The organism is Nocardioides sp. Soil777 (assembly GCF_001428425.1).
GTDB classification, from domain to species: Bacteria; Actinomycetota; Actinomycetes; order Propionibacteriales; family Nocardioidaceae; genus Nocardioides; species Nocardioides terrigena.
Map to the genome: position 1 here is coordinate 201,984 of NZ_LMSN01000018.1, position 20,961 is coordinate 222,944.

Annotated in this window: 15 protein-coding genes and 1 pseudogene; 7 read left to right on the forward strand and 9 right to left on the reverse strand. The window is 71.9% G+C overall.

All coding sequences use genetic code 11. The features are described 5' to 3' along the window. The first annotated feature begins 121 nt into the window (after positions 1-121). Positions 122-3,544 carry a M4 family metallopeptidase gene (locus ASG88_RS24105; protein ID WP_056888814.1) on the forward strand — a complete coding sequence of 1,141 codons (3,423 nt, stop codon included), beginning with the start codon at positions 122-124 and terminating at the stop codon, positions 3,542-3,544. Positions 3,545-3,639: 95 nt separating this feature from the next. On the opposite strand, the gene ASG88_RS18000 is transcribed toward ASG88_RS24105, so the two are convergent. Next, on the reverse strand, positions 3,640-4,521 hold the full coding sequence (locus ASG88_RS18000) for a M48 family metalloprotease (RefSeq protein ID WP_056888815.1): 882 nt from the start codon (positions 4,519-4,521) through the stop codon (positions 3,640-3,642). Between the two features lie 13 nt (positions 4,522-4,534). Beyond that, a complete protein-coding gene (locus tag ASG88_RS18005) occupies positions 4,535-4,906 on the reverse strand; it encodes a BlaI/MecI/CopY family transcriptional regulator (protein WP_056888816.1) in 372 nt (123 codons plus the stop codon). Positions 4,907-4,996: 90 nt separating this feature from the next. On the opposite strand from ASG88_RS18005, the gene ASG88_RS18010 reads away from it, so the two are divergent. From ASG88_RS18010 to cydD, 3 genes are read left to right on the forward strand one after another with little or no spacing between them, the layout of a single operon-like run. Continuing rightward, positions 4,997-6,439: a cytochrome ubiquinol oxidase subunit I gene (locus ASG88_RS18010; RefSeq protein WP_056888817.1), complete on the forward strand. Its 1,443-nt coding sequence runs from the start codon at positions 4,997-4,999 to the stop codon at positions 6,437-6,439. 15 nt (positions 6,440-6,454) lie between these two features. Further along, positions 6,455-7,477 carry a cytochrome d ubiquinol oxidase subunit II gene (gene cydB / locus ASG88_RS18015; RefSeq protein WP_056888818.1) on the forward strand — a complete coding sequence of 341 codons (1,023 nt, stop codon included), beginning with the start codon at positions 6,455-6,457 and terminating at the stop codon, positions 7,475-7,477. A gap of 2 nt (positions 7,478-7,479) precedes the next feature. Beyond that, positions 7,480-10,833: a thiol reductant ABC exporter subunit CydD gene (cydD, locus tag ASG88_RS18020; RefSeq protein ID WP_082600666.1), complete on the forward strand. Its 3,354-nt coding sequence runs from the start codon at positions 7,480-7,482 to the stop codon at positions 10,831-10,833. Here the strand turns inward: cydD and ASG88_RS18025 are convergent. Genes ASG88_RS18025 through dapA form a run of 3 tightly spaced genes read right to left on the reverse strand, consistent with a single transcriptional unit; the run spans position 10,793 to position 15,215 of the window. Beyond that, entirely contained in the window at positions 10,793-12,622 is a 1,830-nt protein-coding gene (locus ASG88_RS18025) for a GAF domain-containing sensor histidine kinase (protein WP_056888819.1), read from the reverse strand. The two genes, cydD and ASG88_RS18025, sit on opposite strands and share 41 nt — an antisense overlap. A gap of 2 nt (positions 12,623-12,624) precedes the next feature. Then, positions 12,625-14,316: a ribonuclease J gene (locus ASG88_RS18030; protein WP_056888820.1), complete on the reverse strand. Its 1,692-nt coding sequence runs from the start codon at positions 14,314-14,316 to the stop codon at positions 12,625-12,627. A gap of 8 nt (positions 14,317-14,324) precedes the next feature. Further along, positions 14,325-15,215 (reverse strand): 4-hydroxy-tetrahydrodipicolinate synthase, encoded by an 891-nt coding sequence (gene dapA, locus ASG88_RS18035; protein WP_056888821.1) that lies wholly within the window; start codon positions 15,213-15,215, stop codon positions 14,325-14,327. A gap of 166 nt (positions 15,216-15,381) precedes the next feature. Here dapA and ASG88_RS18040 point away from each other — a divergent pair, with 166 nt between their 5' ends. Together ASG88_RS18040 and ASG88_RS18045 are read left to right on the forward strand one after the other, a co-directional pair. Further along, a complete protein-coding gene (locus ASG88_RS18040; RefSeq protein WP_056888822.1) occupies positions 15,382-15,642 on the forward strand; it encodes a hypothetical protein in 261 nt (86 codons plus the stop codon). A 61-nt stretch (positions 15,643-15,703) separates the two neighbouring features. Next, positions 15,704-16,030 (forward strand): hypothetical protein, encoded by a 327-nt coding sequence (locus tag ASG88_RS18045; RefSeq protein WP_056888823.1) that lies wholly within the window; start codon positions 15,704-15,706, stop codon positions 16,028-16,030. Between the two features lie 553 nt (positions 16,031-16,583). Here the strand turns inward: ASG88_RS18045 and ASG88_RS23925 are convergent. Beyond that, positions 16,584-18,068 (reverse strand): HNH endonuclease signature motif containing protein, encoded by a 1,485-nt coding sequence (locus tag ASG88_RS23925; RefSeq protein ID WP_157559809.1) that lies wholly within the window; start codon positions 18,066-18,068, stop codon positions 16,584-16,586. A 409-nt stretch (positions 18,069-18,477) separates the two neighbouring features. Between ASG88_RS23925 and ASG88_RS18055 the strand changes: the two genes are divergently transcribed. Then, entirely contained in the window at positions 18,478-18,810 is a 333-nt protein-coding gene (locus tag ASG88_RS18055; protein ID WP_056888825.1) for a TfoX/Sxy family protein, read from the forward strand. Here the strand turns inward: ASG88_RS18055 and ASG88_RS18060 are convergent. From ASG88_RS18060 to ASG88_RS18070, 3 genes and pseudogenes are all read right to left on the reverse strand, one after another. Further along, the gene (locus ASG88_RS18060) at positions 18,783-19,313 is read right to left on the reverse strand and encodes a dihydrofolate reductase (protein WP_056888826.1); all 531 of its coding nucleotides are present in this window, start codon (positions 19,311-19,313) and stop codon (positions 18,783-18,785) included. The two genes, ASG88_RS18055 and ASG88_RS18060, sit on opposite strands and share 28 nt — an antisense overlap. Then, the gene (locus tag ASG88_RS18065; protein WP_056888827.1) at positions 19,303-20,097 is read right to left on the reverse strand and encodes a thymidylate synthase; all 795 of its coding nucleotides are present in this window, start codon (positions 20,095-20,097) and stop codon (positions 19,303-19,305) included. Before ASG88_RS18065 ends, ASG88_RS18060 begins: the two co-directional genes overlap by 11 nt. Positions 20,098-20,106: 9 nt before the next feature. Then, positions 20,107-20,932 (reverse strand): annotated as a pseudogene (locus tag ASG88_RS18070) (PhzF family phenazine biosynthesis protein). Positions 20,933-20,961 lie beyond the last annotated feature (29 nt).

Consider the following 20,961-nt stretch of genomic DNA (forward strand, 5'->3'; position numbering starts at 1 on the left):
CAGGTGTTACGAGAAACCTCCCTGAGGGGGTTCCCGTGTCACGCCCACGTTCGTAGGGTGGCCGGGATCACTCGGGCAGATCTGTTCCGAGTGACGTCTCGGAACAACTGGAGGAAATGACGTGAAGCTCCTCACGCAGGGGATCGCGCTCGCAGTGGTGGGGGCCGGCTTGTTCGCCGTGCCGTCCCAGCTCGCGCAAGCAGCACCAACGGTCGCCAAGGCCGACTCAGGCATCCAGGCCATGAAGAACGAGGCCCAGGGCACCGTCGCCGTCTCCGACGAGTCGGCCAACGGCAAGATCGGCTTCATCGCCGTCCGGGGACAGGGCGACCTGCTCCCCACGGCCGATGCCGACTCCGCAGGATCCGCGGCCGCCAAGGCCCGCGCCTACCTCGACAAGTACGCCGCCAGCTTCGGCGCGCGTCCCGACGAGCTCCAGCAGAGCTCGATCGCCCGCTCGGCCGAGTCGTGGACCATCAGCTACACCCAGGAGTACCAGGGTGTCCCGGTCTTCGGCTCGCTGCTCAAGGCCAACGTGGACAAGCAGGGTGACCTGACCGCGGTCAACGGCTTCGCCGCCCCCGACCTGTCGCTGTCGACCACGCCCGGCCTCAGCGCCGACAAGGCGGCCGAGCGCGCCGTGGGCACGGTCCGCCAGGACCCGCCCGGCCACGACGGCGACGCCGACACGACCGGCATCAAGGCCGTCTCGACCGACCTCATGGTCTATCGCATGGGCTCGACGAAGGGTGAGGACGGCAAGTCCGTCCTGGCCTGGGTCTCCGAGGTGAGCAACGAGAAGAACGTGCGCGACATGGTCTTCCTCGACGCCAGCACGGGCAAGCTGCTCAACCGCTACTCGCTCGTGCACGACGCCCTCGACCGCCAGCTCTACGAGGCCAGCGGCACCCCGCAGGCTCCCAAGTACACGTTGGTCTGGAAGGAGGGCGACCCGTTCCCGGGCACCCTCAACCCGGACCAGGCCAACGAGGTCGACGGCACCGGCGACTCCTACTGGTTCTTCCAGAACACCTTCGGTCGCGACTCCTACGACGGCGCCGGGCACCGCATGATCACGGTCAACAACGACCCGCGGATCAACTGCCCCAACGCCAACTGGAACGGCTCGACGACCAACTACTGCAGCGGCGTCTCCTCCGACGACGTCGTCGCCCACGAGTGGGGCCACGCCTACACCGAGTACACCCACGGCCTGATCTACCAGTACCAGTCCGGTGCTCTCAACGAGTCCTACTCCGACATCTGGGGCGAGACCGTCGACCTGATCAACGGCAAGCAGGACGCGGGCGAGGGCGACCTCACCACCAAGCGTCCCGACGGCCAGTGCTCCAAGTACACCCGGGGCGCGATCTCCATGACGATCAACTCCCCCACCGGTGCAGCAGGTCCGTGCACCGCTGTGGCGGCCTCCTTCGGCCCCGTCTTCGACAAGGCCGGTGTCACCACCGACATCGTCGTCGCGACCGACGCGGTCGAGACCGGTGGCACCGCCACCGACGGTTGCTCGGCCTACACCAACACGTCGGCCGTCGCCGGCAAGTTCGCGTACGTCGACCGGGGCCTGTGCACCTTCGGCGCCAAGGCCGCCATCGCGGACGCCGCGGGCGCGACCGGCATCATAGTCGGCGACAACGCCCCCGGCCGGGCTCCGATCTCGATGTCGGGCAACGCCGACATCTACGGCGCCATGGTCACCCAGGCCGACGGCGCGCGCATCAAGGCCGCCGGCACCGTCAACGCCACCATCGTCGACTCGGAGACGGCCACCAAGGCCGACTCCTACCGCTGGCTGATGGGTGAGAAGTCCACCGCGTTCGGTGGGGCCATCCGCGACATGTGGAACCCCACCTGCTACGGCGACCCGGGCAAGGTCTCGGACGCCGAGTACTTCTGCGGCACCGAGGACGGCGGCGGCGTGCACAGCAACTCCGGCGTCCCCAACCACGGCTACGCGCTGCTGGTGGACGGCGGATCGTTCAACGGCCAGACGGTCTCCGGCCTGGGCTTCGACAAGTCGGCGGCGATCTACTTCCGCGCCATGACGGCGTACCAGACGCCGACGACCGACTTCAACGACCACGCCGACGCGCTGCTCGCCTCGTGCAACGACCTGGTCGGCGCGCCGATCACCAAGGTCAGCACGGCCGCCAACGGCACGCCCGCGCCGGCCACGCCCGTCGCGGCTGCCGACTGCGGTGAGGTCCAGAAGATGATCGCCGCCGTCGAGCTGCGCACCGACCCCACCGCGCAGTGCGGCTACGTCGACCTGCTCGACAAGAACACCCCGGCGGTCTGCGGTGACGGCTTCAAGTCCAACACCGTCTGGTCCGAGGACTTCGAGGACGGCCTGACCGGCTGGACCGCCGAGCAGGAGGTCGTGTTCGAGGGTGGCTTCGGCCAGGAGTGGGAGGCGACCACGTCGGCTCCCGGCAACCACGCCGGTGGCGTGGCCTACGGTCCGGCCCCGGACCGGGGTGAGTGCTCCAACGGTGCGGAGGACTTCTCCAGCCGCGACTCGATCATCAGTCCCTCGATCGAGCTGCCCGCCAGCAACAAGCTGCCGCGACTCACGTTCGACCACTACGTGGCGACCGAGTCCGGCTACGACGGCGGCAACGTCAAGATCAGCGTCAACGGCGGCGACTTCGCCGTCATCCCGGCGGAGGCCTACACCTTCAACGCCCCGGGCACGCTGACCGGTTCCGCGACCAACACCAGCCCGCTCGCGGGCGAGGACGGCTTCACCGGCACCGACGGTGGCAAGCTCACCGGCTCGTGGGGCCAGTCGCAGGTCAACCTCTCCGAGGCGGGTGCGGCTCCGGGCGACGTCGTCAAGCTGCGCTTCGACATCGGTCGGGACGGCTGCGGCGGCCTCGACGGCTGGTACGTCGACAACGTCAAGATCGTGACCTGCAAGCTCGCGGTCAAGATGACCGGCGTCCAGGCGCCCAACCCGTCGACCTTCGGCCAGGCGTCGTCGGTCGACGTGACCGTGGCGCGCGACGGCTCGGCGGGCGAGGCCCCGACGGGCACCGTCACGCTGACGAAGGCCGACGGCACCGACGTGGGCTCCGGCGTCCTCGCGGGGGGCAAGGCGAGCATCGCGCTGCCTGCCGACTTCCCCGTGGGGGTCACCACCCTCACCGCGTCCTACGCGGGCACCGACGCACTGTCGAGCGCCCAGGCGCCCGTCACGGTCACCGTGAAGGCCGCGTCGACCCCGCCTGCGGGCAAGGTCGACTCGACGACCAAGGCCAAGATCAAGCCGAAGAAGCCTGCCTTCAAGCAGGACTTCCGCACGATCGTCAGGGTCGACGCCGCCGACGACTCCACCGCGACCGGCAAGGTCGTCATCAAGGTCGACGGCACGTGGATGGGCAAGGGCTCGTTGAAGAACGGCCGCCTCGTCTACAAGGTCAAGAAGAACCTGAAGGTCGGCAAGCACAAGCTCGTCGCGATCTACAAGGGTTCCTCGACGGTCGAGGACAGCCGCGACAAGCTGACGTTCCGGGTCACGCGCTGACCTGATCGACAGCTGACGCACAGCAACGCGCGGGGCCCCGGTGGAGAGATCCACCGGGGCCCCGTCTCGTTGCGCACCCCGTCGGGGCGTCGGACTCATCGCAACCCCGCGAGCCAGGGCAGCACCACCAGTGAGGTGGGGAGAGCGAGCAGCGCCGCCGCCCCGAGCGTCACCGCCAGCGCCTGCACCCGGTGGGGGCGTGTGTCGCGCAGCACCGCGACCCGGGCGGCCAGGGTCGCCCCCGTCGCGCCCAGCGCCCCGCCCGGGGTCCGTGACCCGGCCAGGGTGAGCAGTGCCGAGGCCAGCGCCCGCCGGTCGGCGCGGCGTACGGCCGCCTTGTCCGCGAGGACCTCGACCAGCACCTGCACCTCGTGGTGGGCCGCGGCGCTCGACACCCAGCGCGGGAAGGCCCGGTGCAGCACCGTGAAGGCCTCCAGCACGAGGTCGTGACGGGCGCGCAGGTGGGAGCGCTCGTGCGCGACCACCGCCGCGAGCACCGCCGGCTCCAGAGCGGTGAGCGTCGAGCGGGACACCACGATCCGGGAGCCGGACATGCCGGGCACGCAGTAGGCGACCGGCACCTCGTGGTCCAGGACGGAGATCCCCCGGTGGACGATCTCGCGGTCGACCCGGGCGAGCAGGTCCACCTGGTCGCGGTGGCGCCGGCGGAGCCGTCGCAGGGTCGTGCCGGTGCGGTGGCCGCTGAGGAGCAGCCGGCCCGCGACCACGACCGTGACTCCCCCGGCCAGGACGGCCAGCGCGACGTCCGGGCCGTCGACGCGCCCCTCCCACAACCGGTGGGTCACCAGCGACAGGCCGGCACCCAGGGCGGCGAGGACGGCGGCGAGCGCGGCGCTCTGCCACAGCAGCATCGTGGCGACGGGCGTGTGCCGCAGCCGCGTCCAGCGTGCGAGGACCCGGGGCACGGGACTCGCCAGCGCCAGCGCCAGCACGCCGAGGACGAGAGGGGTCAGCACGGACGGGCGCGGGTCAGGCCAGGTCGCCGAGGGCGCGGCGCAGGGCCGCGATGTCGTCGGGACCCGCGTCCTCGACGAAGGAGACCAGCGCCGAGCCGCGCTCGTCGGCACCCATGTCGGACAGCGTCTCGCGCATCAGCTCGGCGGTCAGGCCGGCGCGGGTGACCCGCGGGCGGTAGCGGTAGGCCCGTCCGTCGCGCTGCTGCTCGACGTACTCCTTGCGCGCCAGCCGGTCCATCACGGTCATCACCGTGGTGTAGGCGAGACCGCGGTCGGCCAGGGCCTCGTGCACCTGGCGGACCGTCGCCCACTGCTCGTCGTCGAGCGCCCAGAGCGCGTGCATGACGGCCTGCTCGAGCTCGCCCATCCGGGACCTTGGACCCATGGCACTGGAGTCTAGGGGCCCTGTGCGCAGAAGTACGACACGTCGTAGTATCTACTACGATCTGTAGTAGTACTTCGCCCAAGGAGCCCGATGGACGTCCTCGAGATCGCTCGCTGGCAGTTCGGCATCATCACCGTCTACCACTTCCTCTTCGTCCCCCTCACGATCGGCCTCACCGCGATCGTGGCCGGCTTCGAGACGGCGTGGGTGCGGACCCGCAACGAGGACTACCTCCGCCTCACCAAGTTCTTCGGCAAGCTGATGCTCATCAACTTCGCCATCGGCGTGGTGACCGGCATCGTCCAGGAGTTCCAGTTCGGGATGAACTGGTCCGACTACTCCCGCTTCGTCGGCGACGTCTTCGGTGCCCCGCTGGCCATCGAGGGCCTGCTGGCCTTCTTCCTCGAGTCGACGTTCCTGGGGCTGTGGATCTTCGGCTGGGACAAGCTCCCCCGGGCCATGCACGCGGGCTGCATGTGGATCGTGCACATCGGGACGCTGTTCTCGTCGTGGTTCATCCTCGCCGCCAACTCGTGGATGCAGCACCCTGTCGGCCACATCTACAACCCCGAGACCGGACGCGCCGAGCTCGTCGACTTCTGGGCGGTGATGTTCAACAAGGTGCAGCTCGTGACCTTCCCGCACGTGATCGCGTCGGCCTACCTCACCGCCGGCGCGTTCGTCGTCGGCGTCGCCGGCTGGCTCTACGTCCGTCGCGGCCACGAGGCCGACCGGGGGCTCTACCGCCGGGCGGTCCGCATCGGCGCGACGGTCACCCTGCTCGCCGGCCTCGGCGTCGCGGTCTCCGGCGACATCCAGGGCAAGATCATGACCGAGGTCCAGCCGATGAAGATGGCCGCGGCCGAGGGGCTCTTCGAGACCGAGCAGCCGGCGTCGTTCTCCGTCTTCACCATCGGCACGCCCGACGGTACCGAGGAGAAGTTCGCCATCAAGATCCCCGGGCTGCTCAGCTTCCTGGGCACCGGCTCCTTCGACGGCGAGGTGCGCGGGATCAACGACCTGCGTGAGGAGTACATCGAGACGTTCGGCCAGGACCCGGGCGCGGCCTACTACACGGCCGGCGACTACGTGCCCGTCGTACCCATCACCTACTGGTCGTTCCGCTTCATGATCGGGCTCGGCATGGCCGCCGCGGCCGGGGCCGCCCTGGTGCTGTGGCTGACCCGCCGCGGCCGGGTGCCCGGGGCCCGGTGGTTCCCCTGGCTCGCGCTGAGCCTGCCCGTGCTGTCGGTCGCGGCCAACTCCTTCGGCTGGATCTTCACCGAGATGGGTCGCCAGCCGTGGGTGGTCTTCGGGCTGATGACCACCGAGAACGCCGTCTCCCCCGGGGTCAGCGTCTTCGAGGCCGCCACGTCGCTCCTCGTCCTCACCGTCCTGTACGCCGTGCTGGCGGTGGTCGAGCTCGGCCTCCTCATCACCTACGCGAAGAAGGGCGCCGATCCCTTCGTGGAGCCGCCCGACGTGCCCGTCGGTGGGCACGACGACGACGCGCCCATGGCCTTCGCCTACTGACCCGAGAGGATCGACATGGAACTCACCACCGTCTGGTTCAGCCTGATCGCCGTCCTCTGGATCGGCTACTTCTGCCTGGAGGGCTTCGACTTCGGCGTCGGGATGCTCCTCCCCGTGCTCGCCCGCAACGACACCGAGCGGCGGGTCATGTACAACTCGGTCGGCCCCGTCTGGGACGGCAACGAGGTGTGGGTGCTCGTCGCCGGTGGCGCGACCTTCGCCGCGTTCCCGGAGTGGTACGCCACGCTCTTCAGCGGCTTCTACCTGCCGCTGCTCCTCATCCTGGTGGGGCTGATCGTGCGGGGGCTCGCCTTCGAGTACCGCGCCAAGCGTGACGACGACCGCTGGCGCGCCCGGTGGGACCTCGCGCTCATCATCGGCTCGGTCGTGCCGGCGCTGCTGTGGGGCGTGGCCTTCGCCAACATCGTGGCCGGAGTGCCGATCGACGCCGACAAGGAGTTCACCGGCAACCTGTTCACCCTGCTCAACCCGTTCGGCCTGCTCGGCGGCCTGGTGACGCTCACCCTGTTCGCCACCCACGGGGCGATGTTCGTGGCCCTCAAGACCGACGGGGAGATCCGGCACCGGGCCCGGGAGCTGGCCGTGAAGATCGGCGCCGTGGCCGCGGTGCTCGCCGTCGTCTTCCTGGTGTGGACGCAGGCCAAGACCGGTACGGCGGTCTCCGCGGTGCTGTTCGTCGCCGCAGCGCTCGCACTGGTCGGGGGCCTCGTCGCCGCCCGGGCCGGCCGCGAGGGCTGGGCCTTCCTCGGCACGTTCGTCACGATCGGCCTGGCCGTGGCCGGGCTCTTCGTCGGGCTCTTCCCCGACGTGATGCCCTCGTCGACCGATGTCGCCTACTCGCTGACGACCACCAACGCCGCGGCGACGCCGTACACGCTGGAGGTGATGACCTGGGTGGCGGTGATCTTCACGCCGATCGTGCTGCTCTACCAGGCGTGGACCTACTGGGTCTTCCGCAAGCGGATCGCGGTCCACCACATCCCGACGGCGGCGCCGGCTGCGACGGCGGGTCGCTGACGGTGCGACCGCTCGACCCGCTGGTCCTCCCCCACCTGCTGCCGGCCCGCCGGCCGCTGGCCGTCGTGGTCGGCGCCGGTGCGGCCGCGGGGCTGCTGACCATCGCGCAGGCGGTGGCGATCGGGGCACTCGTGGTGGAGCTGGTCGACGACCCCGCGGGCGGGGCGTGGCACGGCGCCGCGCTCGCGCTGCTCGTGGTGGTCGGCCTGCGGACCCTCGTCGACCACCTGGGCGAGCTCGCGTCCGCCCGGGCCGCCGCTCGGGTGTCGTCGACCCTGCGTCGCCGCCTCCTCGACGCGGCCACGCAGCGCCTCGGGACCGGCGGCCCGGACCCGGACGACCTGGTCCTGCTGGCCACCCGCGGGGCGACCAGCGTCGAGCCGTACGTCACCCGCTACCTGCCCGCGATGGTCCTCGCGGCGACCCTGCCGGCCCTGACCGTGGTGGCCATCTGGTGGCTCGACTGGTTGTCGGGCCTCATCGTGCTGCTGACCCTCCCGCTCGTGCCCGTCTTCGCCGCCCTCGTCGGCATGACCACGCGCGACCGGGCCGCCACCCAGTGGCGCGAGCTCGGCGTCCTGTCGGGCCACTTCCTCGACGTCGTCCGCGGGCTGCCGACCCTGGTCGCGCACCGCCGGGCCGAGGCGCAGGTGGCCCGGATCGGCGCCGTCACCGAGCGCTACCGGCGGGCCACCGTCGACACGCTCCGCCTCGCCTTCGCCTCCTCGAGCGTGCTCGAGCTGGTCGCCACCCTCTCGGTCGCCCTGGTCGCGGTCAGCGTCGGCCTCCGCCTGGCCGACGCCACGATCGGCTTCGAGACCGCCCTGGTCGTCCTGCTGCTCGCTCCCGAGGCCTACTGGCCGCTGCGCCGCGTCGGCGCCGAGTTCCACGCGGCGGCCGAGGGCACCGCCGCGCTGACCGGGGCGAGCGAGGCCCTGGCCGCCCTCGAGGACGGGCCCACCGGCGACCGGGTCCCGGACTCGCCCACGCTGCGCCTCGACGACCTCGCGCCCGGGCACCCCGGGTCGTCGCAGGCCCTGACCCGCGCGCTCGCCCTGGACCTCCCCGACCGCGGCCTGGTCGCGGTCGCCGGGCCGAGCGGGTGCGGCAAGTCGACCCTGCTCCAGACCCTGCGCGGCGAGCTGGCGGCGTACGACGGACGCGTGCTGGTCGGTGGCGTCGACCTGGCCGACGTCGACCCGGCCTGGTGGGACCGGCAGGTGGCGTGGCTCCCCCAGCGGCCGTGGCTGGCCGCGACCACCGTGCGCGACAACCTGCGCCTCGGAGACCCCGGTGCAGAGGACGAGGCGCTCTGGCGGGCCCTGGCGTCCGTGGAGCTGGACGACGTCGTGGCCGCCCACCCCGACGGGCTCGACCGTGTCCTCGGCGAGGACGGCGCCGGCCTGTCAGCGGGCCAGCGGGCGCGGCTGGCGATGGCCCGGGTGCTGGTCGCGGACCGGCCCGTGGTGCTGCTCGACGAGCCGACGGCCCACCTCGACGAGGCCACCGAGCGTGTCCTGCTGGCCGCCATGAGGACCCTCGCGGACCACGCGCTGGTCGTCGTGGTGGCCCACCGTCCGCAGGTCCTGGACGCCGCCGACCGGGTGGTCGAGCTGCTCCCGCGGGCCACCGAGCCCGCACCGGCGATCGCCGTGACCGTCAGCGCGCCTCCCACCCCTCCCGTCGCGGCCGAGCCGGACGACGTGCCGCTGCCCGCCGCCTGGGCCGGACCTCTGGCCACCCTGCTCGGCGTGCTCTCCACCGCGGCCGGGGTGGCCCTCACGGCCACCGCGGCCTGGCTCATCACCCGCGCCAGCGAGCACCCCCCGGTCCTGGTGCTCATGGTGGCGATCGTGGGCGTGCGCACCTTCGGCATCGCTCGGCCCGTCCTGCGGCACGCCGAGCGGGTGCTCTCCCACGACGTCGCCCTGCACGAGCTCGCGCAGCGGCGCACCGCGGTGTACGCCGCGCTCGTGCCGCTCGTCCCGGGCGCCCTCCGGGTCGCCGGGCCGCGACGCGGCGACCTGCTCACCTCGGTGGTCGACGACGTCGACTCGCTGCTGGACGCCAGGCTGCGGGTGCGTCAGCCCGTCGTCACCTCACTGGCCGTGGGGTTGCTGGCCGTCGTGCTGGCCTGGTGGTGGGCGCCGCAGGCCGGGGCCGTCCTCGGCCTCCTCGTCGCCGTCGGCGCCCTCGCCGGGCTGCTCGGACGTCGGGGGGCCCGGGTCGCGGAGCCGGCCCACCTCCGGCACCGCGCCCGGGTGTCGGAGCTGGTGGAGGAGGCGGTCACCGCCCGCGACGAGCTGCGCCAGTGGCAGGCCGCTCCCGAGGCCCTGGCCGCCGTCGATGCCGAGGGCGACGCCCTCGAGCGAGCCGTACGCCGCTCGGTCCGTGGGGTGGCCACGGGCCACACCGCCGTCCGGCTGGCCACCGGCGCGGCCGTCGTCGCCGTCGCGGCCTCGGTGCCGGCGGGTGCGGTCTCCCCCGCGACGCTCGCCCTGCTCGTGCTGCTGCCCGTCGCCCTCGGCGAGGTGCTGGCCCCGCTGGCCGACGCGGGGGCGCTCTCGGTCCGCACCGACGCGGCCCGCGAGCGCCTGGACCGGCTGGCCTCGCTGGCGCCGCTCGTCGAGGACCCGGCCGTCCCCGCCCCGCTGGCCCCGGGCCCGCTGGTCCTGGACGGCGTCAGCGCCGGTTGGGGGCCGGAACCCTGCCTGCACGAGGTGGACCTGGCCCTTCGCCCCGGCGAGCGGGTGGCGGTCTGCGGACCGTCCGGCAGCGGCAAGTCGACCCTCGCTGCACTGCTGGTGCGACACCTCGACCCCTCCACGGGCGCGGTGCGGATCGGCGGTCGCGACCTGCGCGACTCGCGCCTGGACGACGTGCGCGGGCACGTCGGCCTGGCGTCCGACGATCCGCACGTCTTCGCCTCCAGCGTCTGCGAGAACGTCCGCCTGGCCCGGCCGGACGCCACCGACGCCGAGGTGGCCGACGCCCTCGGGCGGGCCCGCCTGGGGGCGTGGGTGGCGTCGCTGCCGCACGGCATGCACACGCTCGTGGGCAGCGCCGGGATCGCGGTGTCGGGCGGCGAGCGGGCGAGGATCGGCGTGGCCCGGGCGCTGCTCGCCGACGCCGCGGTGCTGGTCCTCGACGAGCCGACGGCCCACCTCGACACGGCGACCGGGCGCGAGGTGGCCGACGTGCTGCTGGCCGCGCGGCCGGACCGGACGGTCGTGTGGATCACCCACGGCACGGTCGGGCTCGACCTGGTCCACGAGGTCGTCGACCTGGATGCGCCCGCGGTCGGTGCGCCCGGGGTCAGGGAGTCCGGCGTGGGGCGCGTGGCAGCGCCAGCGTGAAGGTGCTGCCCTCACCGACGACCGACTCGACCTCGATCCGTCCCCCGTGCGACTCCACGATGCGCCGTGAGATGGCCAGGCCGAGGCCGGTGCCCGGGATGGACAGCGCCTCCGGGTTGCTGGAGCGGTGGAACGCCGAGAACAGGTGCACCTGGTCGGCCTCGGAGATGCCCAGACCCGAGTCGCGGACCGAGACGCGCACCTCGCCCTCGTCGCAGGCCACCTCGATCCGGACGGTCCCCCCGGGGCGGGTGTACTTGACCGCGTTGCTGACCAGGTTGTCCACGACCAGCGACAGGTCCTCGGGGTCGCCGCTGACGCTGACCTGCTCGCAGCAGACGACCAGCTCGATGCCCACCCTCCCGGTGTCGGCGAGGTGGGCGACGAGGTCGATGGCAGCCCGGCAGCTGTCGATGACGTCGACGTCGACCCGCACGGCGGCCCGTCGGTCCTGCACGCGCGAGTAGTCGAGGAGGTTCTGCACGAGGCGGTTGAGACGCTCGGCGTTGCGGGTGATCGCCTCGACCGAGCGGTGCTCGTGCAGCTCCCCGAGCAGCTCGGCGTGGCCGATGATCGTGGTGAGCGGGGTCTTGAGCTCGTGGCTGATGGTGGTGATCAGCTCGCCCTTGTAGCGGTCCAGCTCGCGCAGCTCGGAGACCAGGCGCTGCTCGGTCTCGAGCAGCCGGGCGCTGTGCACGCTGCGACCGAGCTCGCGAGCGATCTCGGCGATGGCGTCGAGCTCCGAGGCGCGGAGCGGGCCGCGGCTGCCCGGGAAGCCGATGACGACGTAGCCGAGCAGGGACAGCGCGACGCCCATGGGCATCACCACCACCTGGAAGGCTCCGACCGACGTCATCATCTGCTGGAGCTTGGGGAGGCTGGAGGGGAGCCGGTCGCACGTCTCGTCGCTGACGTGCACGACCACCGGGTCGGCGCTCGGCCACAGCTCCGACAGGTCGGCGCGCAGCGTCGCGACCCCGGCACCCGTCGGGCTGGGTCGCGGGTGGCCGGCCGCCACACCGTTGGCGCGGTCCTCGTCGGGATAGCAGCGGATCCAGACCTGGGTGGCGTCCAGGCCGCGCTGGACGGCCCGGCAGGCGTCGGAGAGGATCGCCTCGATCCCGGGCTGGCTGCCGGCCTGCGCCACCTCCTTGACCGTCGACCCGAGGCGCACCTGCTCGGCCAGCCGCTCGCGTTGCTGGGCGTTGCTGAGGGCCAGTCCCGCCTGCACCACGAACATCTCCAGCAGCTCGCGCTCGTGGACCGACGGGATCCGGTTGCCGGTGGGCAGGTCGACCGCCATGTTGCCGAGCAGCCCGCCGGTCGCGGAGTAGAGGGGGGCGTAGAGCGCGTCCTCCGGGTGCCAGGCCATCGGGTCGTCGTCCGGCTCGAAGTCGGGAATCCAGGCCGCCGTGAGCCGCGCGTTGTCCATCCGGCCGTGCGGGACGAAGCGCAGGATGCCCCACCGGTCGGCCTGCCTGAACTCGTCCAGGATCTCCGCCGCCGGCGTCCGGCGGCCCAGGACCTGGCGTCGTACGTCGTCGGGGCCGGCCACCGCGGTCATCACCAGGGTGTCGCCCTCGAGGCGAGCGATGGCCGCCACCCCGTAGCCGAGGACCTCGCAGACCCCGTGGACGATCTCCTCGAGGACCTCGGCGGTGTCGGTGGAGGAGTTGACCCGGCGGACGAGCTCGGAGAGGCGCTGGAGGGCGGGCGCGGGCGCCGCCTCGTCCGGCCCCGCCGCTCCCGCCGGGGCCACGGGGGCCGCCGGCGCCTCCTCCGCCGTCACGGCTAGGCCTCGATCACGACCGGGATGATCATCGGACGGCGACGGTGGGCCTTGTTGACCCACCGGCCGACGACGCGACGTACGGTCTGCTGCAGCTGGTAGGAGTCGACCGTCCCGTCGGCGACGGCCTTGTCGATCGCGTCGATGATGCCCGGCTTGATGGCGTCGAAGATCGAGTCGTCCTCGGCGAAGCCGCGCGCGTGGATCTCCGGTCCGCCGGCGACCTTGCCGGTGACCATGTCCACGACCACGATGACCGAGATGAAGCCCTCCTCGCCGAGGATCCGGCGGTCCTTGAGGGACGATTCGGTGATGTCGCCGATGGACGAGCCGTCGACGAAGACGTAGCCGCAGTCGACCTTGCCGGCGATCTTCGCGACACCGTCGACGAGGTCGACGACCACGCCGTCCTCGGCCATCACGACGCGCTCGCGCGGCACGCCGGTGGCGACGGCCAGGTCGGCGTTGGCCCGCATGTGGCGGATCTCGCCGTGGATCGGCAGCACGTTGCGCGGCTTGACGATGTTGTAGCAGTAGAGCAGCTCGCCGGCGCTGGCGTGGCCGCTGACGTGCACGAGGGCGTTGCCCTTGTGGACCACGTTGGCGCCCCAGCGGGACAGGCCGTTGATGACGCGGTAGACGGCGTTCTCGTTGCCCGGGATGAGCGAGCTGGCCAGGACGACGGTGTCGCCCTCCTCGAGGTGCACGAAGGCGTGGCTGCGCTGGGCGATCCGGCTCAGGGCGCTCAGCGGCTCGCCCTGCGAGCCGGTGGAGATCAGCACCTGGCGCTCGGGCGGCAGGTCGGCCAGCTCCTTGGCGTCGACCAGCACGCCCGCGGGCACGTGGAGGTAGCCGAGGTCCTTGGCGATGGCCATGTTGCGGACCATCGAGCGACCGACGTAGGCGATCTTGCGGTTGTTGGCGACGGCCGCGTCGATGACCTGCTGGACGCGGTGCACGTGCGAGGCGAAGCAGGCCACGATGATGCGCTGGGCCGACTTGTGGAACACGCGGTCCAGGATCGGCGCGATGTCCTTCTCGGACGTCGTGAAGCCGGGGACCTCGGCGTTGGTCGAGTCGGTCATGAAGAGGTCGACGCCCTCGTCGCCGAGGCGGGCGAACTCGTTGAGGTCGGTGATCCGGCCGTCCAGGGGCAGCTGGTCCATCTTGAAGTCGCCCGTGTGCAGCACGACGCCGGCGCCGGTGCGGATGACGACCGCGAGCGCGTCGGGGATGGAGTGGTTGACCGCGACGAACTCGAGCACGAACGGCCCGAACGTGATGGTCTCCCCCTCCTTGACCACGTGGTGCACGGTCTCCTTGAGGCGGTGCTCGCGCAGCTTGGAGCCCAGCAGGGCCAGGGTCAGCTCGGAGCCCACCAGCGGGATGTCGCCGCGCTCGCGCAGGAGGTAGGGCGTGGCGCCGATGTGGTCCTCGTGGCCGTGGGTGAGCACGAGGGCCTCGATCTTGTCGAGGCGGCCACGGATCGAGTCGAAGTCGGGGAGGATCAGGTCGACGCCGGGGTGGTGGTCCTCGGGGAACAGGACGCCGCAGTCGACGATCAGCAGCCGGTCGTCGTACTCGAAGACGGTCATGTTGCGACCGACCTCGCCGAGGCCGCCGAGCGGGGTGACCCGCAGCGCCCCTTCGGCCAGCGGGGCAGGCGTGGACAGCTCGGGATGGGGGTGGCTCAAGGTTCTCCTCAGATCAGGTCGGACGCGGCGAGCCCGGCACGCAGTGACGCGACCTCGTCGTCGTCGAGCGGAACGAGCGGTCCGCGCACGTTCCGGTTGTCGAGCACGCCGAGCAGCTGCAGCGCAGCCTTGGCGGTCGTGGCTCCGTAGTTGGGGACGCCCATGACGGCGTCGAAGGCCGGCAGCAGCCGGGTGTACGTCGCGAGGGCGGCGTCGATGTCGCCCCCGAGGAAGGCGTCGATCATCTGCTTGAGCTCGTCACCGGCCGCGTGGCCGACGACGCTGACCAGGCCGCAGCCGCCGCTGCTCAGGATGCCGAGGGTGTTGGCGTCGTCGCCGCTGTAGACGGCGTAGCCGAGCTGGACCAGGCGAGCCGTGCGGGCGAGGTCGCCGCAGGCGTCCTTGACGCTGTTGACCGTCGTGATCTCGAGCGCGCGCTCGAACGTGTCGTACGAGATCGTGGTGGCGGCGCGTCCCGGCACGTCGTAGAGCATCACCGGGACGTCGGTGGCCTCGGCGACGCTGCGGAAGTGGTGCAGCACGCCGGCCTGGCTGGGCTTGTTGTAGTAGGGCGTGACCAGCAGCAGCCCGTCGACGCCGATCTTGGCGGCCTGCTCGGCCAGCTCCACCGAGTGGGCGGTGGCGTTGGTGCCGACGCCGGCGATGACGGTGCCGCGGTCACCCACGGCGTCCTTCACGGCCTGCAGGATGCGTCCGTCCTCGGCCACCGTCGTGGTCGGCGACTCGCCGGTCGTGCCGCTGACGACGACGCCGTCGTGGCCGTGGTCGAGGAGGTGGACGGCGATGGCGGCCGTGCCCTCCAGATCGACCTCCCCGTCGTCGGTGAACGCCGTCGCCATCGCGGTCAACAGGCGGCCGAACGGTGCTGCGGAGGTCATGGGGTCAGGCTACCGCGAAGGTGCCGCGACCACGGCGATCGCCACGTCGCACAGCACACCCCCGTCAGCGTCGGCGTCCCGGTGTGGCGGACGCGACCACCTCCCGCAGGGGTGTCGTGCCGTCGTTGTCGGTGGGTGCGCCTACTGTCGGGAGGGTGAGTAGCCGATGAGCAAGATGGACAACCTCCGCGCGATGCGTGAGGCCAAGTACGACGCCAACGCCAAGCGCGCCGCGTCCCCCGGTGCCGGCGCGCCCAAGCGCCCCGCCCCGGTCGCCCCACCTGCCGCGTCCGCACCCGCGTCCTCCGCGCCCGCGGTCGAGGCGCCGGGTGAGACCGACGAGGCGCTCTGCGGCCACCGCAACATGAGCGGGCGCACCTGCACCCGTGAGGCCGGGCACTCGGCCAAGAGCCACCGCTACTCCTGACACGAGCTTCCCTGGGCGGATGCCCGGACGCGGTGGTCCCGCGTCCGGCACACTCCGTGACATGGAGACCAGCCCGCTGCTCGAGAGGACCGTCCGGCCGTCCGGGCGCGGCGTCCTCCGCCTCGCCGTCGTCGGCGGCGTGGCGCAGGCCATGGGCGCATGGTGGGCGTGGACCGTGGTCGACGACTACCCGGGTGCCGCGTGGTACACCTCTGACTTCCTCGACTGGTGCCTGCTCGGCGCTGGCCTCGTCGTTCTTCTCGCTGGCCTCGCCGGAGCCGTGACGCGGCGCTGGCGGGTGGCCTCCTCGGTGGCCGCCGGCTGTGTGCTGGCCATGCTCGTGGGCTGCGCGGTCCTGATCGGCTCCGCGATCATGCACTCCGCCTAGGTAATCCCGCCGGCGTACGCCGCGCGGCGCCCCGACCGCGCGCTGGCCCCCGGTGCTCGGGCCCGACCACTGGTGCCATTGCGTCTCTGGCGCTGCCCTGTGGGTGGCGCGGAGCCCATCGGCCTCGCCGCGCCTCGGGCGTTCGTGGAAGCACCCCCGTGGGCGCGCGGCGACACCTGCCAAGTGCTCGACCGGACCACGGAGCCTGCAGGTCGAAGGCTCGTCCCCGCCGGTCTCTGGGAGGTCGGAAGCGCTGTGTGAAGAAAGGCAGGCAGGCGCCACGCCCACCCGCTGCCCTCTGGCTCAGGACCTGACTGGTCCTGTGGCGCCCTCCCCAGAACTCCGGTGGCTCGGTCTTGGTTCGGTCCAGCCGCCATCGGGTGACTGGGCCGAGCTACTCGGCCGCGTGACTCGGCCTTGGGCGGCTCCCCGGCGCCTGTGGGACTTGGGTCGGCGACGGATCGCACCTTGCTCCGTGGCGGCCGCCGTCAGGTGCTCCGGACGTGCCTGTAGCCCCGCCAATGTCGCTGGGGCGGGGTCCGGGGCGTGGTGGTCAGAGATCAGGCGGTTTGGCGTCGCGGTCAGCGCGCGACTCATCGATTCCGGGCTCGGGCCAGGCGCGCCCGAGGGGTCGGCTGCCGGTGTGGTCGCGGAGGTAGGTGTGGCCGAGCGGACTGGCCCAGACGAACACCCCAGGCTCGGTCATCTCGTACCGCCACCGCCCACGCGTCTTCAACCGATGGTGTCGCCTGCAGAGCGGGGCGAGGTTGTCGGTCGCCGTCGGACCACCGTCCTCGGGATGGTCGTGGTCGTACGGGACCACGTGGTCCAGGTCGCAGAGCCTCGCGTTGCGACCACACCACGGGAAGACACACGTGCCGTCGCGGACGATGACGTGCTCCCGGATCTCCGGCGTGGGTCGGTAGCCCTGACACTCCAGCCGCTCACGCAGGTCGATGACCTTCGTGACGACCACCTGCACGTCAGGTCGACCGCACCAGGCCCGGATCTGGTCCACCGACAACAGCCGCTGGCCGCCCTGCTCGATCCGCCCGCACAACGCCTCATCGGGTGCGTCGGGGCTGTCGAAGTGGGTGATCGCGTCCGCCGAGAGGTGCGCGTACAGGTGGATCTGCGTCACGGGCTTCGCCTTCTTGCGCGACGACCCGGATGATTGCGCGGTCGGGATGGGCCCCAGGGGCCCTTGCTCGACCAGCGGCGAGTCAGCGCCGGCGGTGCCGGCGGTGCCGTCGGTGCCGTCGGGGTGGTCCGGGTGGTCCGGGTGGTCGAAGCCGATGGTGAGCTGGTGCCGGGCCAGATCGCCCAGCGCGGTGGCCCGTCGGCCATCGGCGGTGTCGGTGGACCCGAGCCTCGCGAGGTGCTCGGCCCCGCTCTTCACGGCTTCGGCCAGCGCGAGGGCGTCGGGGATCTCCAGGTCGGCCTCGAGGTGCATCGTCCCGTCGAACGACGCCTGCTCGGTGTCGAACGTGACGTGCCGTTTGTCCGCCGAGTCCTCCAGGGCCTTGTCGACCTGGTCGGGCATGAACCGCACCCTCGCCTCATCCACCACCCGCCGCAGCTGCGACGGCGTGAGCCGCGACGCGCACCAGAAGACCTGCTCGTCGACGTGGGTCGCGGCCTCCAACGTCAGGGCGAGGGTGGTCTGCGCGATGATCCGGGCCCGCCACCCCGCCACCAGCCCGGACAGGACCGCACCCCAGAGCCTGGGCAGGCGGTAGGCGACCTCGACACAGTCGGTCAGGAACCGCCCCGCGGAGTCATTCGTGCGACCCAGCATGGTCGCGAACTCCGGCACACAGAACTCATCGATCGACGGCGATCCCTCGCCGGCGAACGTCTTGGGCGAGGTGAAGCACGCCTCGGCGAACTCGGGGTCCGCGATGTGCAGGTCGGCCCAGTGGACCGCCAGGCGCATCATCTCCACGTCCTCCGCTGCGGCGCGATCACGTGAGTCCTTCACCGCACGCAACAGCTCGGCCGGAGTGTCCGGCAGAGCGGGTGCGGTGGTCGAAGTCATGGCTCCAGCCAATCAGGGACCACCGACAATCAGAGGCCAGGAAGACCCGATCTGACCGGATGGTGGACACGACTTTTCAGCGACCTTCACGGCCGGCGGACAGGGTGGTTTCGAGGCTCGCTGCGCTCGCACCTCAACCACCGACAAGGACGGCGCTCGTTCGGCACCTGAACCACCAACGGTCGGCACTGCGTGGACACCTGAACCACCACTGTCGGTGCCGCGTGGACACCTGAACCACCAACCCGATCGGCGCCGCGTCGGCACCTGAACCACCAACACGGTCGGCGCTGGCTCGCACCTCAGCCACCGGATGCATCGTCCACACCCGTCGAGACCGAGCCGCCGCACCTTCCCGGGCAGCGCTTGCTCGACTTCCGACGACCGCGCACCGCGGCATACTCGGGTCATGGCCTACGACGAAGCCCTCGCGGCGCGAGTCCGCGACGAGCTCGGGGGCGAGCCGGGCGTGACGGAGCGGAAGATGTTCGGCGGGCTCGGGTTCATGGTCGACGGCCACATGGCCGTCGCGGCGGGCAGCACCGGTGACCTGATGGTCCGCGCAGACCCGGCCGCCGGTGAGCAGTGGCTCGAGGAGGACGGCGTCCGGCCCATGGAGATGCGCGGGCGCCCGATGACGGGCTGGCTCCTGGTCTCGACAGAGACGCTCGACGACGACGCGGCGCTGGCCACGTGGGTGGAGCGGGGCGCGACCTACGCCCGGTCGCTCCCGCCCAAGTAGCCCGGAGACGACCGCTCCCACCAGACCCAGTCGAGCCCGAGGTCGGGCCGCGCGAGGCGGCGTACCTCTCGCCACTCGTCGAGCGGGAAGACCGGGTAGGCCGCGTCCCCGGACGGCGAGAGGTGGACCTCGGTGAGCACCTGGTGGGTGGCGACCGGGAGCGCCAGCTCGTAGACCTGTCCCCCGCCGACGACGTACGCCGCGAGGTCGAGGTCGGCGGCCAGCGCCAGCGCCGCCTCGAGGCTGTGGACGACGTGCACGCCCTCGAAGCCCGGGTCGAAGTCGTCGGACCGCGTGAGCACGATCGTGGTCCGGCCCGGCAGCGGTCGTCCGATCGAGTCCCACGTCGCCCGGCCCATGATCAGCCCGCCACCCATGGTCACGGCCTTGAAGTGGGCGAAGTCCTCGCTGATCCGCCACGGGATCGAGCCGGCGTCGCCGATGACCCGGTTGTCGGCGTACGCCGCGACCAGCGTGACCGGGGTCGCGGCCTCAGACGGCAACGGGCGCCTTGATGGCGGGGTGCGGGTCGTAGCCCTCGAGGGTGATGTGCGCGAGGTCGAAGCCGTCGATGGTCGTCACGGACGGGTCGAGGGTGAGCGTGGGCAGCGGTCGCGGCTCGCGGGTGAGCTGCAGGCGCGCCTGCTCCACGTGGTTGGAGTAGAGGTGCGCGTCGCCGATCGTGTGCACGAAGTCGCCCACCTCGAGCCCCGTCACCTGGGCGACCATGTGGGTGAGCAGGGCGTACGACGCGATGTTGAAGGGCACGCCGAGGAAGACGTCGCCGCTGCGCTGGTAGAGCTGGCAGGAGAGCTTGCCGTCCGCGACGTAGAACTGGATGAGCGTGTGGCACGGCGGCAGCGCCATGTCGGGCACGTCGGCGACGTTCCACGCGCTGATGATGTGGCGGCGGCTGTCGGGGTTGGTGCGGATCTGCTCGATCACCTGCGCCACCTGGTCGACGTGCCGGCCGTCGGGGGTGGGCCACGAGCGCCACTGGTAGCCGTAGATGGGACCGAGGTCGCCGTCCGCGTCGGCCCACTCGTCCCAGATGGAGATGCCGCGGTCGTGCAGCCACTTCACGTTGGTGTCGCCGCGCAGGAACCACAGCAGCTCGCCGAAGATGCTGCGCGTGTGCACCTTCTTGGTGGTGACCAGCGGGAAGCCCTGCGACAGGTCGTAGCGCGTCTGGTGGCCGAAGACGGAGAGCGTCCCGGTGCCCGTGCGGTCGTCCTTGGCCACCCCGTCGTCGAGCAGGCGCTGGAGGAGGTCGAGGTAGGACTGCATGCCCTCAGGCTAGTCGCCGAGGTCGACCTCGCCCACGATGCGGGAGACGGTGTCGCCGGCCACCCAGACCGCGTCCCCCTCGCGGGACACGTGGACCCTCCCGGCCCGCCCGATCGCGGTGCCCTGGGCGGCGACGTACGACGACGGCAGCACGCCGCCGGCCAGCCACTGGCCGATCCCGGCGTTGAGGGAGCCGGTGACCGGGTCCTCGGTGACGCCCAGCGCCGGGCACATGGCCCGCACCTCGCACGCGGTGTCGCCGCCGTCCCGGGGACCGACGACGCCGATGTCCATCCCGCCGAACTCGTGCCACGCCGGCTCGAGCGCGAGCACCGCGTCCGCGGACTCCAGCAGCACCCCGACCCAGCCGGGACCGTTGTCGATCCAGGCGCTGTCGAGGACGTCGTCGCGGCCGATGCGCAGTGCGCGCACGATCCGGTCCAGGTCCTCCTCGGACACCGGGCCGCTGCGGACCAGCGGCGGCGCCTCGAAGGCGAGCCGCTCGCCGCGGCGTACGGTCACGAGACCGGCGGCGCACTCCTGCACGACCACGCCGTCGGTGGCCGGCACTCCCCCGGCCTCGAGCCAGGCGTGCGCCGTGCCGAGGGTCGGGTGGCCGGCGAACGGCAGCTCGACGTCCGGCGTCAGGATCCGCACCCGGTAGTCGGCGGCGGGATCGGTCGGCGAGCAGGAACGTCGTCTCGCTGAGGTTGGTCCACCGCGCGAAGGCGCGCATCTGCTCGTCGGTGAGCCCGTCGGCGTCGTGGACGACGGCGACCGGGTTGCCGAGCATCGGCAGGTGGGAGAAGACGTCGACCTGGCGGAAGGGGCGCATGGCGTCACGCTAGCGAGTGCCACCGACAT

Coding starts and splice junctions, on each gene's coding strand:
- ASG88_RS18005 (WP_056888816.1), bottom strand. CDS start 4,906: ATGGGTCCAAGGTCCCGGATGGGCGAGCTCGAGCAGGCCGTCATGCAC.
- ASG88_RS18010 (WP_056888817.1), top strand. CDS start 4,997: ATGGACGTCCTCGAGATCGCTCGCTGGCAGTTCGGCATCATCACCGTC.
- cydB (WP_056888818.1), top strand. CDS start 6,455: ATGGAACTCACCACCGTCTGGTTCAGCCTGATCGCCGTCCTCTGGATC.
- dapA (WP_056888821.1), bottom strand. CDS start 15,215: ATGACCTCCGCAGCACCGTTCGGCCGCCTGTTGACCGCGATGGCGACG.
- ASG88_RS18040 (WP_056888822.1), top strand. CDS start 15,382: ATGAGCAAGATGGACAACCTCCGCGCGATGCGTGAGGCCAAGTACGAC.
- ASG88_RS18045 (WP_056888823.1), top strand. CDS start 15,704: ATGGAGACCAGCCCGCTGCTCGAGAGGACCGTCCGGCCGTCCGGGCGC.
- ASG88_RS23925 (WP_157559809.1), bottom strand. CDS start 18,068: ATGACTTCGACCACCGCACCCGCTCTGCCGGACACTCCGGCCGAGCTG.
- ASG88_RS18055 (WP_056888825.1), top strand. CDS start 18,478: ATGGCCTACGACGAAGCCCTCGCGGCGCGAGTCCGCGACGAGCTCGGG.
- ASG88_RS18065 (WP_056888827.1), bottom strand. CDS start 20,097: ATGCAGTCCTACCTCGACCTCCTCCAGCGCCTGCTCGACGACGGGGTG.